At 43.2% G+C, this 15911-nt stretch carries 14 protein-coding genes; 4 read left to right on the plus strand and 10 right to left on the minus strand.

All coding sequences use genetic code 11. The features are described 5' to 3' along the window. Positions 1–423: 423 nt before the first annotated feature. Positions 424–651: a DUF2949 domain-containing protein gene (locus A4S05_RS23240; protein ID WP_069072155.1), complete on the plus strand. Its 228-nt coding sequence runs from the start codon at positions 424–426 to the stop codon at positions 649–651. Positions 652–1018: 367 nt separating this feature from the next. Here A4S05_RS23240 and A4S05_RS23245 read toward each other — a convergent pair whose 3' ends face one another. Further along, positions 1019–2170, minus strand: a complete 1152-nt coding sequence (locus A4S05_RS23245) for a pyridoxal-phosphate-dependent aminotransferase family protein (RefSeq protein ID WP_069072156.1) — start codon at positions 2168–2170, stop codon at positions 1019–1021. Between the two features lie 593 nt (positions 2171–2763). Between A4S05_RS23245 and A4S05_RS41900 the strand changes: the two genes are divergently transcribed. Next, the gene (locus A4S05_RS41900) at positions 2764–2907 is read left to right on the plus strand and encodes a hypothetical protein (protein ID WP_176727075.1); all 144 of its coding nucleotides are present in this window, start codon (positions 2764–2766) and stop codon (positions 2905–2907) included. A gap of 756 nt (positions 2908–3663) precedes the next feature. On the opposite strand, the gene leuS is transcribed toward A4S05_RS41900, so the two are convergent. Continuing rightward, positions 3664–6285, minus strand: coding sequence for a leucine--tRNA ligase (gene leuS, locus A4S05_RS23250; RefSeq protein WP_069072157.1), 2622 nt, complete (start codon positions 6283–6285; stop codon positions 3664–3666). A gap of 156 nt (positions 6286–6441) precedes the next feature. Between leuS and A4S05_RS23255 the strand changes: the two genes are divergently transcribed. Continuing rightward, positions 6442–6897 carry a gamma-glutamylcyclotransferase family protein gene (locus A4S05_RS23255; protein WP_069072158.1) on the plus strand — a complete coding sequence of 152 codons (456 nt, stop codon included), beginning with the start codon at positions 6442–6444 and terminating at the stop codon, positions 6895–6897. Between the two features lie 16 nt (positions 6898–6913). Here A4S05_RS23255 and A4S05_RS23260 read toward each other — a convergent pair whose 3' ends face one another. The 3 genes from A4S05_RS23260 to A4S05_RS41905 form a co-directional block, all read right to left on the minus strand. After that, positions 6914–7528, minus strand: a complete 615-nt coding sequence (locus A4S05_RS23260) for an anti-sigma factor family protein (protein ID WP_069072159.1) — start codon at positions 7526–7528, stop codon at positions 6914–6916. A 157-nt stretch (positions 7529–7685) separates the two neighbouring features. Continuing rightward, a complete protein-coding gene (locus tag A4S05_RS23265; protein ID WP_069072160.1) occupies positions 7686–8342 on the minus strand; it encodes a sigma-70 family RNA polymerase sigma factor in 657 nt (218 codons plus the stop codon). A 367-nt stretch (positions 8343–8709) separates the two neighbouring features. Continuing rightward, positions 8710–8862, minus strand: a complete 153-nt coding sequence (locus tag A4S05_RS41905) for a hypothetical protein (RefSeq protein WP_176727076.1) — start codon at positions 8860–8862, stop codon at positions 8710–8712. Positions 8863–9474: 612 nt separating this feature from the next. On the opposite strand from A4S05_RS41905, the gene A4S05_RS23275 reads away from it, so the two are divergent. Next, positions 9475–10191 (plus strand): L,D-transpeptidase, encoded by a 717-nt coding sequence (locus A4S05_RS23275; RefSeq protein ID WP_370684481.1) that lies wholly within the window; start codon positions 9475–9477, stop codon positions 10189–10191. 143 nt (positions 10192–10334) lie between these two features. On the opposite strand, the gene A4S05_RS23280 is transcribed toward A4S05_RS23275, so the two are convergent. The 5 genes from A4S05_RS23280 to A4S05_RS23300 all read right to left on the minus strand — a co-directional run bounded on the left by A4S05_RS23280 (position 10335) and on the right by A4S05_RS23300 (position 15698). Continuing rightward, entirely contained in the window at positions 10335–10874 is a 540-nt protein-coding gene (locus tag A4S05_RS23280) for a late competence development ComFB family protein (RefSeq protein WP_069072163.1), read from the minus strand. Between the two features lie 121 nt (positions 10875–10995). Beyond that, positions 10996–11931 (minus strand): M23 family metallopeptidase, encoded by a 936-nt coding sequence (locus tag A4S05_RS23285; RefSeq protein WP_069072164.1) that lies wholly within the window; start codon positions 11929–11931, stop codon positions 10996–10998. A gap of 476 nt (positions 11932–12407) precedes the next feature. Beyond that, positions 12408–13106, minus strand: coding sequence for a DevA family ABC transporter ATP-binding protein (locus tag A4S05_RS23290; protein WP_069072165.1), 699 nt, complete (start codon positions 13104–13106; stop codon positions 12408–12410). Between the two features lie 75 nt (positions 13107–13181). Further along, positions 13182–14354, minus strand: coding sequence for an ABC transporter permease DevC (gene devC, locus A4S05_RS23295; protein WP_084227230.1), 1173 nt, complete (start codon positions 14352–14354; stop codon positions 13182–13184). A gap of 147 nt (positions 14355–14501) precedes the next feature. After that, the gene (locus A4S05_RS23300; protein WP_069072199.1) at positions 14502–15698 is read right to left on the minus strand and encodes an ABC exporter membrane fusion protein; all 1197 of its coding nucleotides are present in this window, start codon (positions 15696–15698) and stop codon (positions 14502–14504) included. Positions 15699–15911 lie beyond the last annotated feature (213 nt).

Raw genomic sequence — 15911 nt, forward strand, 5'->3', positions numbered from 1 at the left:
CACTATATGTGGTAAAACAGTCACTTGTAACGCTAATATTTGAAAACTGTGGTAATGATGTAAAATTCTACTGTCTCCAACCTGAAATTGCGGTCTTGAGGTTTGGTTGCAAAAATATTCCCTTGGGCGTAAGTGTAAATAGTCGCCAATAAGAGAGTATAGGCTATGGAATCTTTGTTACTACACGTGTGATTAAATAAAGCACAAAAGTCAACGAGATGGAGCCAATTTAACTAAGCAAAAATACTGCTTGAAAATCGAGCAGATGGTTTGTAGGAAAATTTCTATTTCTTAGACCTTTTATGAGAAGCCTTTCTCTAAGGCAAATCAAAAAAGCTGTGCTGGGGTGGGTGTATAGCCGATAACGGCACAGTGACAGATTAAATACTGGCTACTGTCTACCAAGCAATGGTGAACTGATATATGACAATACATTCTGCACAAGGAGGTGAGATACAAATGTCACCATCGAAATATTCTCGACTGATGCATTTTTTACAAGAAGATTTGGCGATTTCCACAGCCTCACTGGCGGTGGTGCTTCGACACCGTGAGCAAGACCCAGGCCCTTTAGCAATGATTCTTTGGCAGTATGGGTTGATTACTTTAGAGCAGTTAGAAAAAATTTATGATTGGCTGGAAACGGCATAGGTCATACCAATTTTGGATTTTGGGTTTTGGATTTAAAGTCTTTACCAAAAGACCCTTAACGGATTCTCAAACCAACACTATTTATACCAATTTGGTATCATACTAAGTTGACAAAGTTAGTTTCTTTGGTGTCAAAGACGCTGCGCTACTGTTTCGGGAGCAAATAATACTATCTAGGACAACTTGGTATGATTTAGGAGAATTGAGCCATGTCACATCAACTCTACGTTGTGCAAAAGTTGATATCTGAATCTATTGACTCTGGCGGTTTCTACTCATTTATATACAAATTAAAAGAGCGAGTTGATAATTTAACTCGCTCTTTTAATTTGTCCTTTGTCCTTTGCTAATGACCAATGACCAATGACTATTGTGTAAACACTCTAACTGCTGCTGCTACACCAGAACCAGGGGTAAAGTCTTCGTAGCCAAGTTCTGAGAGGGTAACTTCTAAGGATGCTATACAACTGAGGATATCGCGATCGCTCACAAAACCCAAGTGACCAATGCGGAAAATTTTGTTGCTCAAATGGTCTTGACCACCTGCTAGGGCAATATCAAAGCGTTTTTTCATCACTGACCGAATCTTATCCGGTTCAATTCCCTGTGGTGCTACAGCCGTAATCGCTGGACTAGCAGAACTATCTGCTGCAAACAGGGGTAAATTTAACCCTTGAATGGCGGCGCGGGTAGCATTTTTCAGCCGTTCGTGTCGAGCAAATATTGACTCCAAGCCTTCATCTTTCATGATTCGCAACGTGGTGTGTAACGCTACAATCAAGTTCACAGGCGGAGTAAATGGAGTTGTATTTTTGGCTGTGGCTTTACGATATTTGCCTAAGTCCAAATAATATTTTGGTAGCTTCGCAGTTTTGTAAGCTTCCCAAGCCTTGGGACTGACAGAAACAAAACCCAATCCCGGCGGAATCATATAACCTTTTTGGGAACCGGAGGCGACTATATCCAAGCCCCAAGCATCCACGGGTAGATTAAACGCACCCAAGCTAGTCACCGCATCAACGATAATTAAAGCTTCACCATGTTCTTTAACGTGGCGGTTGATGGTTTCTAGGTCATTCAAGACACCCGTCGAGGTTTCGCTGTGGGTAATGATTACGGCTTTGATTTGCTTTTGGGTATCTGCTTGGAGTTTTTCAGCAAATACTGCGGGGTCTAAGGGTTTTCCCCATTCCACCTTAACTTCTTCTACATTCAAACCGTAGGCTTGACCAACTTCTACCCAGCGTTCACCAAATTTACCATTAGAGCCAACTAAAATGCGATCGCCTGGAGAGAGAAAATTAATTATTCCGGCTTCTACAGCACCCGTACCACTGACATTTAGCGTCAACACATCACTTTGAGTTTGGTGCAGCCACTTCAGGTTTTCCGTCACCTCTGCCAATATGTTGCTAAATTCACTGGTACGATGCCCAATCGGATGCTTGGCTAATGCCAGTAAGGCAGCTTCTGGCACCGGTGTTGGGCCTGGAATCATCAGCATCAGCTTATCGTTCATGTGTGTATCCTAAAAGTCAAATAAAAGTCAAAATTGTGGGAATTTGGTTTATTCTGGCAGCAAATTCTAGATATTTATCTAAAAATTACACTGAGATCGTTACCAGACTTGTTGTATATTTTCCAAATCTATAGGAAAAGTATCATGAGAGTTACTGATCGGTCAGCTTGAACTTTGCAATTTATACCGAGACTTCAACTCAGATAAAACCTTTGTTCCAGGCAATCTTACCACACACCTAGACGCCAGGTTAAGACGTTTGCTCATAGGGGAGGGACTATTTTCGCTAAGGATGAAACGTCTATCTAGATGAGGCACAGGTATGATCAATTCTTAAATCTTACCCATGATTCGCTTCGGCTGTTTTGATAAAAACACGCTAAATCGTTTTGAATATCGCGGGAATCGTCGGTGAAAAAGCAATGTTTTGTTTCCACGAAGGAAGTAATCGTCTACACTATGCGGAAAACTTGGATGTCACCGTTTGCTAAGAGATAGAAGATACCCAACCCAAACTTTTTAATGTACTTGGGTCGAAAATTTGTTCTTGGGTTGCCATTGTTTAAAGAATACCTCCATCTATAAAGGAGGCGATGATTTACTACAGTCCAAATCACTTAGATTCTAATATCCAAGCCTTTTCTGGCTTACTCAATGGCGATTTATTTGCCACAGAAGTTGAGATATTCATGCTACTAATTGCTGTACTTTATGATGTTGAATTTATTGGGAAGTGATGCCTACGGTGGGGTACGCCTACGTTATTAACTATCAGTTTTTATACTACACTTACAAAATTGCTACAATCGTGACTAGTCTTTTTAATTACTATTCATGGTGAGTCGTTTTTAACTAGTGTTCAGTTCATAAACTGTCACTCACCAGATCCCCGGTATTCTTGCAAAAGAGATATTCTTAGTTAGTGCAAGGAGTGATACCATTTCACCACATGTTTGTCACAAGTTATCCCCGTAATGCTCCCTCCTCAGGGAATGTTGCAGATTTCAAATGTTGCATCAAACGAGTGAGTTGGTATAAGCTTTTACGGGAAAGCGCTTGAGTGAGCAAAACTCTCAAGCGCTTTTTCGTGTATAAATAAAACAAGAGTCAGAATTCAGAATTCAGAATTCAGAATACTCTACCTATAAAGGAGACTCTAGGAGTTTTCTCAACTCCTTGCTAATTGTTGCCGAGACTTTGAGCAAATAACTGATAGCCTGTAATTTTTCACGCTTGTCTGAGGGCAAGAAGTTTTTGTTCTAAGTCTTTGAGTGTCACGGATGCAAATCCTCTAATGTTTTTTCAGGCTACATTTACAATTTTATCGATTGCTAAGTACAACATTTCATTAATTCATAGCAAATTTTCTGCCCCCTACCCTGCGGAAAAGCGTAGCCTACGGGGAAGCAAGCTACGCGTAGCGTCTCGTAGAGAAGTGCATCTATGTTTAAATTTCACCCCTCAATTCGCCACGAGTTTACGCAAAACTCTACTTAGCCAACTACAAAATTCACCAACTTTCCCGGAACCACAATTACCTTTTTAATCTCTTTGCCTTCGATATAACGCTGGGCAATTTCTGACTCACGGGCGTATTTCTCCAACGCTGCTTTATCTGCTTGTGCTGGTACTTGAATCGAGCCACGAGTTTTACCCATAACTTGAATTACTAAAGTGATTTCATCAGCTACCAAAGCCGCAGGGTCAAATAATGGCCAAGTTTGAGTGTGAACTGAATCACTTTCACCCAATAAATGCCACAATTCATCAGCAATGTGTGGTGCAAATGGTGCTAGTAAAACCACCAAAGTCCGAATACCTTCTGCATAAATTGGTGAATTTTTGCCGTCAGCATCAGTTAAGGCGTTACTCAGCTTCATCAATTCTGAAATCGCTGTGTTGAATTGATATTCATCTTCCACATCTTCCGTTACTGCTTGAATAGCCGTATGAATTGCCCGCCGCAATTCCTTTTCTGCCTTAGTTAAATCAGAGAGTTCAGCTTTTTTACGGGATACCCCAGCCGCAACATAATCTGTCACCAAACGCCAAACTCGATTTAAAAAGCGGGATTGTCCTTCCACATCGGCTTCATCCCATTCCAGGTCTTTTTCTGGCGGCGCTTTGAACAAGATGAACATCCGCGCTGTGTCTACACCATATTTGGAAATTACATCTTCTGGCGCTACACCATTGCCCTTTGATTTAGACATGGTGGCATAGAGACGTTGTAACGGTTCACCAGTCTGGGGGTCACGGGGGTCGGCTGAATTTACTAGATTAGAAGGAATCCATTTATCTTTACCACCCTTTTTGGGATTTAGGTAAGTTAAACCCTGCACCATACCTTGAGTTAACAGCCGTTGGAAGGGTTCGTCAAAATTTAATAAACCTCTGTCTCGTAACACCTTAGTAAAGAACCGCGAATACAACAAATGTAAAATCGCGTGTTCAATTCCACCCACATACTGGTCAACTGGCATCCAGTCGTTAATTTTACTGGAATCAAAAACCTGTTCTTCATTCTTCGCGTCAGGAAACCGTAAGAAATACCACGAGGAATCAATAAAGGTATCCATCGTGTCAGTTTCCCGCTTCGCCGGAGTGCCACAAGTCGGACAAGGCACATTTACCCAGCTTTCCAACTGAGTCAAAGGTGAACCGCCACGTCCAGTAAATTCCACCTCTTCTGGCAACTCTACTGGCAAATCTTTATCGGGAACTGGCACTATCCCACAGTTGGGACAGTGAATTACAGGTATGGGTGCGCCCCAATAACGCTGCCGCGAAATTAACCAATCCCGCAAGCGATATTGCACCCGCACTTTACCAAAACCTTGTTGTTCGGCGTATTCAATTATTGCTTGTTTAGCCTCTATAGAAGCCATACCAGTAAAAGCCCCAGAATTAATTAAAATTCCTGGTTCAGTGTATGCCTGGTTATATTCAATTTGGATGAGTTGCGTGACTTCATCATTTTCTGATGTTGGAGTTAAATCAAAACCTGCCACATCATCTGGGGAAACAATGACAAAATCAATCGGCAAATCATAATTTTTGGCAAACTTAAAATCCCGAACATCATGTGCCGGTACACCCATCACTGCCCCAGTACCATACTCGTACAGTACATAGTCAGCAATCCAAATAGGCACTTCCTCGCCTGTAAATGGATTAATTGCCTTACCACCTGTGGGGATACCTCGCTTAGGTTTGTCTTCAGCGGTACGTTCCAACTCACTTTGATTGGAAACTTCTTTAATAAAAACTTCTACCGCCGCTTGTTGTTCTTTTGTAGTGACACCTTTTGTTAAAGGATGTTCTGGTGCTAACACCAAGTAACTGACACCATAAACGGTATCTGGGCGTGTGGTGTAAACACCGATTTTTTCATCTATCCCAACGATAGGAAATTCTAAATAAGCGCCTGTAGATTTACCAATCCAGTTTGCCTGCATCGACTTGACGCGTTCCGGCCAACCTGTCAATTTATGCAAATCATTGAGCAATTCTTCGGCGTAGTCAGTAATTTTGAAAAACCACTGGCGTAATAATTTGCGCTCAACTATTGCCCCACTGCGCCAGGAACGTCCTTCGTTATCAACTTGCTCGTTTGCCAGTACAGTTTGATCAATAGGGTCCCAGTTTACTGCTGCTTCTTTTTGGTAAGCTAACCCTGCTTGCAAAAACTGCAAAAAAATCCATTGTGTCCACTTGTAATAGTCTGGTGAACAGGTAGCAAGTTCACATTCCCAATCAATGGATAAACCAAGACGCTGCAATTGCTGCCGCATCTGGGCCATATTCTGATAAGTCCACTTTGCTGGCGGTACACCACGGTCAATGGCGGCGTTTTCTGCTGGCAAGCCAAAGGCATCCCAACCCATTGGGTGTATTACCCTATACCCTTGCATTCGCTTGAGGCGGGCAATCACGTCGGTAATCGTATAATTACGGACGTGACCCATGTGTAGGCTGCCCGATGGATAAGGGAACATGGATAAAGCGTAAAATTTTGGCTTGTTGCTAGCTGTGGGTGTCTGATCTAAGCCAAGTTCTACCCATGTCTTTTGCCATTTTTCCTCAATTGCTGCTGGGTTATATCGAGAATCCACCAAAAATGCTCCTACTGGGTCTGTCTAGGTTAACCTGCTAGGTTAACCTATATTGTAGGTCAAGTACTCAAAGATTTATATAATTGAGCATCAGCCTGATTATGCCCAAACTGTTAGCTTTTCGGGTATGGAAAAAGTCATTTAATGAAAGTTTAAATGGTTGAATCAAATATAGAATTTTCTGATTTGGTGAGGGTTTTTGTCTATGGCACGCTCAAACCAGGTGAAGCTAACTATAAAAGATATTGTGCTGGTAAAGTGGTTGATGTCAAATTAGCTTTTGCACAAGGTAAATTGTTTGCTCTACCAATGGGATACCCGGCGATGACGCTAGGAGATAGCCAAGTTCACGGATATTTACTTTTTTTTCCCAACCTAAAGATTTTAAATGAATTAGATGTGCTGGAAAGTTACCAGCCAACTAGACAACCATCAGCAAACCTCTATAATCGACAAATGATTGAGGTTTACGATTCACAGTCGCTCTCTCTGGGTTGGGCTTGGGTTTATTTAATGACTCTAGACCGAGTTGAGCAATTAAGAGGCTGCCTCCAACCTGAGGGTTGGTGGAGTGGCTCAGGTTTAACTGCAAAATACAGTCATGAACTGTGAACTGTTAACTTTGTGATTAGTTTATGTCCTGTCTAGAGTCCTGGCGTTGTGGCTGTACCCGATAAACCGGATTTTCTGGAGAAGCTACTGCTGCTTTAGGAATTTCAATTACCGGGTTATTTAGTCCCACCATCAGCGGCGAAGGGGGAACTATAGACGCTGACGATGTTTGTATCGGTTCTGTTTGTGGTCTTTGTGCCAGTTGTGGTACTCTCGAAGCGCCAGGTACTAAGCTAGATACTGCGCCGATCACACAAGCAGCAACGGCTGCACCCCCCAGCATCCAGTTGAGACGAGAGCGGCGGTGCAAACGTGTCAAAACTTTCTGAACTGTTGCTTCTGGGGACTCTTGGGCTGCTGGTACTGGGAGCGTCCGCAAGCCTTGGCGCAGCTTTAACAGTCGGGCATACAAGCATTGAACCGAGGCATCATTTGCCAGCCATTCTTCTACTTGCTTGCGTTCGGTAGCTGTGACTTCACCATCGAGGTAAGCACTCAATAACTCGAAGCGATCGCGCTTCACCATATCCATAAGACCCGTTGATTCATTGGTATGCTTGTCCATTCCATCTGGCAAATCTTGAGGAAGTTGCAAAGGTGAACGGTCGTAAAACTGAGAATCAGTAGTCATCTTAACATTATTACCAATTCATACACGGGTAAACTGGGCGGGAAATTCGGGAAAATTAGCCAATTTTCCTCCTTAGGGCAGAGGCAATCTACGTCTTTCTGGTAATTCTTAATCTATGCTTAAATTCTGCCATTGGGCAGAGGCAAAATACTGTAAATTAGGAGTCTAGATAATTCTGCAAGTGAGCTTGCAGCCTCGTTCTAGCTCTGGCTATTCTTGACTTTACAGTTCCTAAGGAAACTCCAGTGATTTCGGCAATTTCTTCATAAGCCATGCCTTCGATTTCTCTCAGGACGATGGTAGTACGAAAAACTTCTGGTAAATCCGCGATCGCTTCCCGCAGTTGCTCGTAAAATTCTCTAGTTGTCAGTTCTTCTTCAGGGCCGGGAGTATCACCAGCGATTTCCCAATCCATCTCGCCGTCCTCTAAGGAGCGGGGAGCATCGAGCGACAAAGGACTCATAACCCGCTTGCGTTTCCGTAACTCGTCGTAAAACAAGTTGGTGGCAATGCGGCTTAACCAGCCCCGAAATTTAGCAGGTTCTTGTAATCGGTTAATATTCCGATACACTCGAATCCAAACTTCTTGAGCCAAATCGGCTCTGTCAGCCCAATCTGGAGCCAGATGGTAGAGAACTCGATCAACTTGACTTTGATAGCGGCGTAATAATTCTGCAAACGCAACACGATCTGGTCGCAGTCCCGCTTGACAGCGCAAAATTAAATCGTGGTTAGGGAGTTTGTCAACTTGCACTGATGCTTCTGGATACTTTGCATCAACCGTTGACCAGGATACAGTAATCGACTGACTCATAGATCGTACTGGCTCTAAATCATCCCTATCTATTAGACCTGCTAATGAGACATAAGTTCCATGCCAAGGTGACGGATTTATTACTGGAACACTGAAGCATACAATTTTGGATACATTTATAGCAATAAGGAAGGCCACTTTTTCCTTATACTGCTCACATGGTTGCCTTTTCACCCATCAACTAACAAAGGCACTATATATGCACATTTTAGTACTTTTCGCAACTGGGTATATACGCTTGATTAAAATAATTAAATCTGGTTATAAGGATTAAGATAAAAATTTTGTAATTCTAACTTCTTGATACCTTTAAAATTCAGGTAATAATTTCTGGAAGTTAGGTTGCTGTGGTTGTTAAGATAGTGATTTATTTTTTTGATTTTGTTACCAGAATAGTTGCTGATTGTTCTGGTTGTGGGCCGTAGGCAGCACTAGAGTTATCTTGCTCTGGTACGCGAACTTGAAAAAAGAAATTGAGGGAAAATGTAATTGTGACTGCTAGCAATAGTTTTTCAAACATGGTTTTTCTTCCACCTACACCATTGATGATTGATTGCTACATTTCAAGAGTTCCACCAAAAAGTCCAAGTATTGGCTTACAATCCCCAGAACTTTTGAGTAATCAGGTTTCTCACTTGAAGTTTTGCCGCTGGGACAATTCGCATAGTCTTAGTTTGCCCAGAGGTGTTGGCAGATTTATAGCAGAAATGATAAGTATTGATAAATTTTTGATAATAGGATGATGAACACATTCAATTGCTCGGCTAAATATGTCAGGGATAAACAATAGGCGATGGCAATGCTAAGAAATGAATCTGTAGGGCGGATGGTAATGTTGCTCTGTTTTGGCACAGCATTTCTATCTTTAGGTGTCCATTGGCGCATTACTACGGCGGGACAGCAGTTTGAGAAGACTGCATCTACTTCGATGCGGCGAGATTCTACCCTAAGCAATCCCAAGGGAAGCCGGCCAGAGGGAGTCTACAAGAATCTTTCTCAAGTGAGTTTAGGAGAAATTGCTATGGGCGCATCTTCTATGCCACCTGGTGAAGTGACCCAAGGCTCAACTGCCCAGAAGAGGGAATTTACACCAAAGCCCTCTGCTCTTAAGCCTCAAACTAAGTCAAAAACAATTAAGAAGAATGTAGCGAAAGCAACGACTCGGAGGGCTTCTACACTCAGGTCTTCTGCTGGTAAGTCTCAAACTAAATCGAAAATAATTAAGAAACCTGTAGCGAAAGCAACTAATCAAAAGGCATCTACATTTAAGCCTTCTACTATTAAGCCTCAAAATCAGCCCCAAACCATTAAGAAAAATATCGCGAAAGCAACCGATCTACCAACTAAGACGCAGGTGGTAGCACAAACAGCAAGACAAAATCCAGTTGCGGATAGCTGGCCAAAAGCTCTATGGTCTAAGGCTTCAGCCCAACAAGTAGCATCTAATAGTCTGGCAGATGCGAAGAAGCAAGTGGTGGTTGATTTAAGCGATCGCCGCACCTACGTATATGCAGGAGATGAGGTGATAGCCAGCTACCCAATTGCTATAGGTAAGAAAGGTTGGGAAACGCCCACAGGTTCTTTCCAGATAATCCACATGCGACACTATCCAATTTGGCGTCACCCAATTACGGGCAAAGTCTTTGAAGCTGGTACGGATAGTCCTTTGGGAGACAGATGGATTGGTTTTTGGACAGATGGACGGAATGAAATTGGCTTTCATGGCACGCCGGAAATTGACCTGGTAGGAACGGCTGTATCCCACGGCTGCTTAAGGATGCGTAATTCTGATGTCCGATTGTTGTATGACCAAGTGAGTTTAGGTACAGCAGTGGTAGTACGAGATTAATTTATTTGTTCAAAAAAGAGGAGGCGGAGCCTCCCTGAATGGTTTCCCAGCCTGGAGGCTGGGAACTAGGCAACGCAAAACTTTGTACTTATCTTAGTGGCAATGACCAATGACCAATGACTAATGACTAATGACTCTTAAAATTATAATTTTTGCTCAAAATTAGGTGCGTATGTTTGGAGTAAAGCACTAACTTGGCGTACAACCTCATTGCCAGTGTTTTTGCCCAAGGCTTGCCGTTCTGGGAAGAAATTGGGTCGATCTAGGTAACGGTTGATCGCCTCACTTACTTGCTGAGAAATGAAGTCTTGCAGTTGTGCCTGAGCCGTTTGGCGCTGGAAGTTAGCACCCTCTTCTGTAGTAGCATACAGAGGTGGTAGGCGATTGAGAGCGTAAGCGGCAATATCCCCGACATCCAGAGAACTTTCGCTGGTAGCTTCAATTTCTGCGACTCGTGCGATCGCTTCCGTCAGTACCAATTCTTCCATAACGTTAATGAATTGTTTGCGAGGTACCGCCACTACCTCACCAGTCAATAGCGCACCCATCAGCCGATCCAGCGCCATATACTCTTCAATTGAGAGTTCCGAGGCGTTGTCACAGATTCTACCGACTTCTGCTTCCATTGCTGGCGTCAAATAACCATCCTGGAGAGCTTGTTCTACAATTTTTTCGATACTCATAACGCTTATCATCATTTATGTTAGCCAAGCAAGGTAGGGACGGTATCAATCCAATTTGTTTTGCCTAATTCTCAGCAAAAAATACACAAATTATTCACAGACGTGATCAACTCCGCCTCTACTAGTTAAAGACCTTAGTTCGCCAAGGTGTTGGATCAACAGATTGTCCGTTGACATACAAACCCCAGTGTAAATGTGGCCCCGTAGAAGCACCTGTTGAACCTACTGCGCCAATTAATTGACCAGCTTTGACAAAATCACCTTCTTTAACGTTAATACGACTAAGGTGCATGAAAATACTGGTTATTCCTTGACCGTGGTCAATGCCAACTACGTTACCATGAACCCGAAACCCTTGGGATACCCTACCTACCAAAGCAACTCGCCCAGCGGCTGGGGCAATTACGGATGAACCGGCAGCACCAGCGTAGTCAAGACCACGATGATAGTAGTCATTTGCAAATGTACCATTATAGTAGCGACGTACACCATAGGTTGTACTCATTCGCCCTGCATTTGGCCTTAAGAATACTCCATTCCAATACTTTTCTGGTGTTTGTAGTGCCTTAAAAGCTGCCACACGCTGAAGTTCATGCTCTGTAGCCTTCACTCCAGCTTTGCCAGGTGGCAAAGTAATGCGTTGTACGGGGAACTTGCGATTAAGCACATTCACTGCCAAGTTTTGCACTTGACCGTCCCCTGCAACCCGAAGTGTTCTAGTTCCAGCTTTTTCTAGTGGAGTTGTGGGAATAAAAGCCCGATACTGATTAGGTGCAATTTCAAAAGCTGGGTATGTATTATTACCACTAGCTACTGTTGGATTTGTACCATTTTCTGGATTATCTAGATTGATCTCCACCGAGAGTGTATCCCCTAATTTAGGATTAGTTGGAGTCACTTTTACTTCTAAAGCATCTACAGGCAATGCCAAAGCGATTGGGAGAACAGCAAATATTCCCTTTAACACATTTATTGGATGACGATTGGCTGTCAAAGTTTTGACATCAAAGCCAAGCAACTTTTTGTTTGAACTACTAGCGCTATTCTCAATAATCATAGAACTACAAAAAACCCCTTGCTTGTGTTGGAAAATAGACTAGCTTATTATTGCCAGTGTTTCCTATTTGAAGCCGATGTTGTTGTAAACCATAAATGTTAGGAGTTAGGAAATTCTCTAAGTACTTATGGATTGCAAGGGCGAATGATTTTATCTGTAATTATTAGTGAATTGGTATTAACTCTAATAATTAATGTGTATGACATTGATAATGAGCATAAAATTTAACTATGGTTGATGGCAAAAACGCTCTTGTGACTTGCTATATGTTTCACTTGTTAGGCAATAAAGGAAACTCGTTGTGATCATACTCATTACATAATATACTTGAAGGAAATCTTGGAATCAACTGGACACTTTTTCAACTGGACACTAATATCACACTGTTAGATTGAAATCGGTATGGGGAAATTACTTAAACTAGGTAAGTAAGTCCGCGAGTATAAACTTTGCATGATGGAATACGCTGATCAATTTTAGGCTGATAGTATTACTTTTGACTTGAGTTTACCATCTTCCAGGTCAACGATGCGATCGGCAATATCTAGGATGCGGTTGTCATGAGTAACCATCAAGATGGTGCAGCCTTGCTCTTTTGCCAGTTTTTGCATGAGATTGACTACATCTCGTCCTGATTGACTGTCAAGGGCGGCGGTGGGTTCATCCGCGAGGATTATTTGAGGATGACTGACTAGGGCACGAGCGATCGCTACTCTTTGTTTTTGTCCCCCAGACAGTTTATCAGGATAGTAATGCAAATGATTTCCTAATCCTACCTGTTCTAACATCTGGGCTGACCTAGCTCGCATCTTTTTTAACCCAAGATGTTTGTGCAATTCCAAAGCCATTTTGACGTTTTGGAGTGCCGTTAAACTACCATGCAAGTTATGTGCTTGGAAAATATAACCATTACGGCGTCGCGCTTGCACTAGTTGTTCAGCACTCGCACCATAAAGTTCTCGTCCTAACACCTGCAAACTACCAGATTGGGCAGAACGCAACCCACCCACTAAGGTCAGCAAAGTAGTCTTGCCAGAACCAGAAGGACCAGTCATGATAATAATTTCACCAGCATTAATCTCTAAGTTGATGTTAAATAGAATTTGCTTGCGGAGTGAACCATGACCAAAATAGTGGTCGAGATTTTTAATAGAGATGACGGGTTGACTAGTCATAAATAGCTTGATTACTCGTGATGACCGTCATTTGTCCTTTTCAAATGACCAGTGACCAATGACAAATGACAATTTTTAGAACATATCAGCAGGATCGGCGGCTTGGAGTTTGCGGGTGGCGATCGCACCAGAAATTGTACACATAATGATAGTCAACACTAATACCTGCAATGCCCGAATTCCAGTCATGTACATGGGTAAATTTGTGGCACTGCGAGTCAGTTGGTAAAGTGCTAAAGATACTCCCAATCCAGGGAAGAAGCCGAGTGCTGCCAAGATCAACGATTCTTCAAGCACCACACCTAGGAGGTAGTAATTGCGATATCCCATAGCTTTGAAGGTGGCGTATTCTCGGACATGGGCATTAACGTCGGTGGAAAGGACTTGATAGACGATGATCACGCCCACGACAAAGCCCATCGATACACCCAGGCTGAAAATAAACCCAATGGGTGAATTTGTTCTCCAGAAGTTATTTTCAAATTCAATAAATTCGGCGTGGGTTAAGACTCTGACATCATCTCTCAGGTAGGCTTTGAGCATTGCTGCTACTTTTTTCGGTTCATGGCCTGGTTTAAGAACAATCAAACCTAGACTGACACTGCTGGACTGTCGCCCAGAAAATAGCCGCAAAAAATTCTGATCACTGGTAATCAGGTTGCCATCAGAACCAAAGGAAGCCCCGACTTGGAATAAGCCACTAATGGTAATTGTGCGCCGTTCTATTTCTGTAGTCAGGGTTTTACCTTGGTCAATTTGAGCGATCGCTTTTTGATAATCTCCTCTTGCACCACGATCAAACAAAACGGTATCTGGCATTTTGATCGTTTGCAATTGCTGGTTAACATCTGTTAAGTCAAAAGCTGGCTTGTCTGGGTTAAAGCCGATAACTAACACCCCTGTCTCACGATGTGTTTGGGGATTTTTCCAGATTGCATTATTGAAATACATTGGTTCGGCTGACTTCACCCCTGGTATATCCATTGCTTGGTAAAGTCGCCGACGAGAAAATGTAGACAAGCTTGGCAAGTTACGGGCTTGGGGACTTGTTAAAACAATGTCTGCTTGCAAACTGCGATGTAATCTGGTGTTACTGTCATACAATGCAGTTTGAAAGCCTAACTGCATGAACATCAGAAGATCCGCAAAGGCAATACCTGACAATGCCACGAAGAGACGGCTTTTTTCATGATTCAGTTGCAGCCATCCTAGAGGAGTTCGCCGTAGCAGTTGTTTGAGCAATCTCATAATTAGGGACTGGGGATTGGGGATTAGGGACTTGGGATTAGGGACGGGGGATTAGGGACTGGGGATTGGGGGGACTTCAGAACTCCACTCATCTACTTCAGAATCTCCCAGTCCCCAGTACCCACTACCCAGTCCCCAATCCCCTTTTCACAATTCAATTACTGCCTTAACTTGCATATTGGTTAAGGTGGCAGCTTTTCGGCTGGAAGCTTCATCTAGTCGGATATGAACTTCTACTACTCTGTTGTCGATATTGCTGACGGGATCTGTGTTGATGACATTCTGTCGTCGCACTTGCAAGCCTTTGCGATCTACGATTCCCTGTAATTCAATCGGGAGGTAATCACCAAATACTCGCACTTGCTGCCCTGAATGCACTTTGCTGATATCGCTTTCGTAGACTTCGGCTATGACATACATCTGGCTGGTTTGGCCGATATCTGCAATGCCATCATTTGATACTAATTCTCCAGGATGGGTATGGATCTCAAATACCTGGCCATTTTGGGGCGATCGCACTACAGCCTGTTCAAGATTGACTTTTGCCAGATTCATAGCTGCTATGGCACGATTGACTTCTGCTTTGGCTGCTTCTACATCCACTCCGCGTACTTCAGCGATTTCATCAAGTGTTGCTGTGGCTTGTTTAACTTGTTGCTGACTAGTTGATTGGGTACGATTTAATAGTGCCTGGGCTTCTTGTAGGCTTTTTTGGGCGGTTTCCAAGTTTAAACGCTTGCTATCCCGTTGAGAAGCGGAAATTGCGCCTTGTTGATATAGTCGCTGATAGCGCTCGTCTTCGGCTTGGGCGTTACGCACTTCGGCTTGGAATCGCTCAATTGTCGCGGCTTGGGCATTAAGATCACCTTGGCGTTCGGCTTCTAAACGAGCGATCGCAGCTTTTTGGGCAGCAATTTCACCACGTTTAGCACCTGCTTGGGTGCGGTTTAGGTTTGCCTGGGCTACTTTTACCTGTTCCTGCGCTTCTTTTAATGATGCTTGGAGGCGATCGCGGCTGTTCAAAATTGCGATCGCTTGTCCTGCTTTTACCCTATCCCCTTCTTTCACCAACAACTTTTCTACTCGACTTCCCTCCGCAGACACCGCAGCAGAGAGTTTAATTACCTTTCCCTGTGGTTCGAGTCGCCCTAAAGCTGTTACTGTTTTTAACTGTGGTAATTGTGTTGCTGGTACTTGTGCCTCTGGATTTGCATAATTTTGCCAGCGTTTTACTATATAAAAACTTATTCCGCCAACCAATAAAGATGCAATTATGCTTATAACAATAGATGGACGCAGAATAGACTTAGGGAACGTTCTGTACCCTAGCTTTGAGTTTCGCACCATAGATTACCTCTTAACTAGTGGCGCAGAAAAAAGAACAAATTAGGCTTTTATCGAAGAAGGCAGGAGGCAGAGGGCAGGAGGCAGGAGGAAAACTGCCCGACGCTCGCGGACTCGCTACCGCTACGCTATCTGTAACAGCCCGCGACCCTCTGGAGCAAGGGTTTAAGACAAGAACTCCAAAAATTCTAGTTTTGTGGCTCTTTTTCAGGA

Origin of the sequence: Nostoc sp. KVJ20, from assembly GCF_001712795.1 — a bacterium.
In the GTDB taxonomy this organism is placed as follows: Bacteria; Cyanobacteriota; Cyanobacteriia; order Cyanobacteriales; family Nostocaceae; genus Nostoc.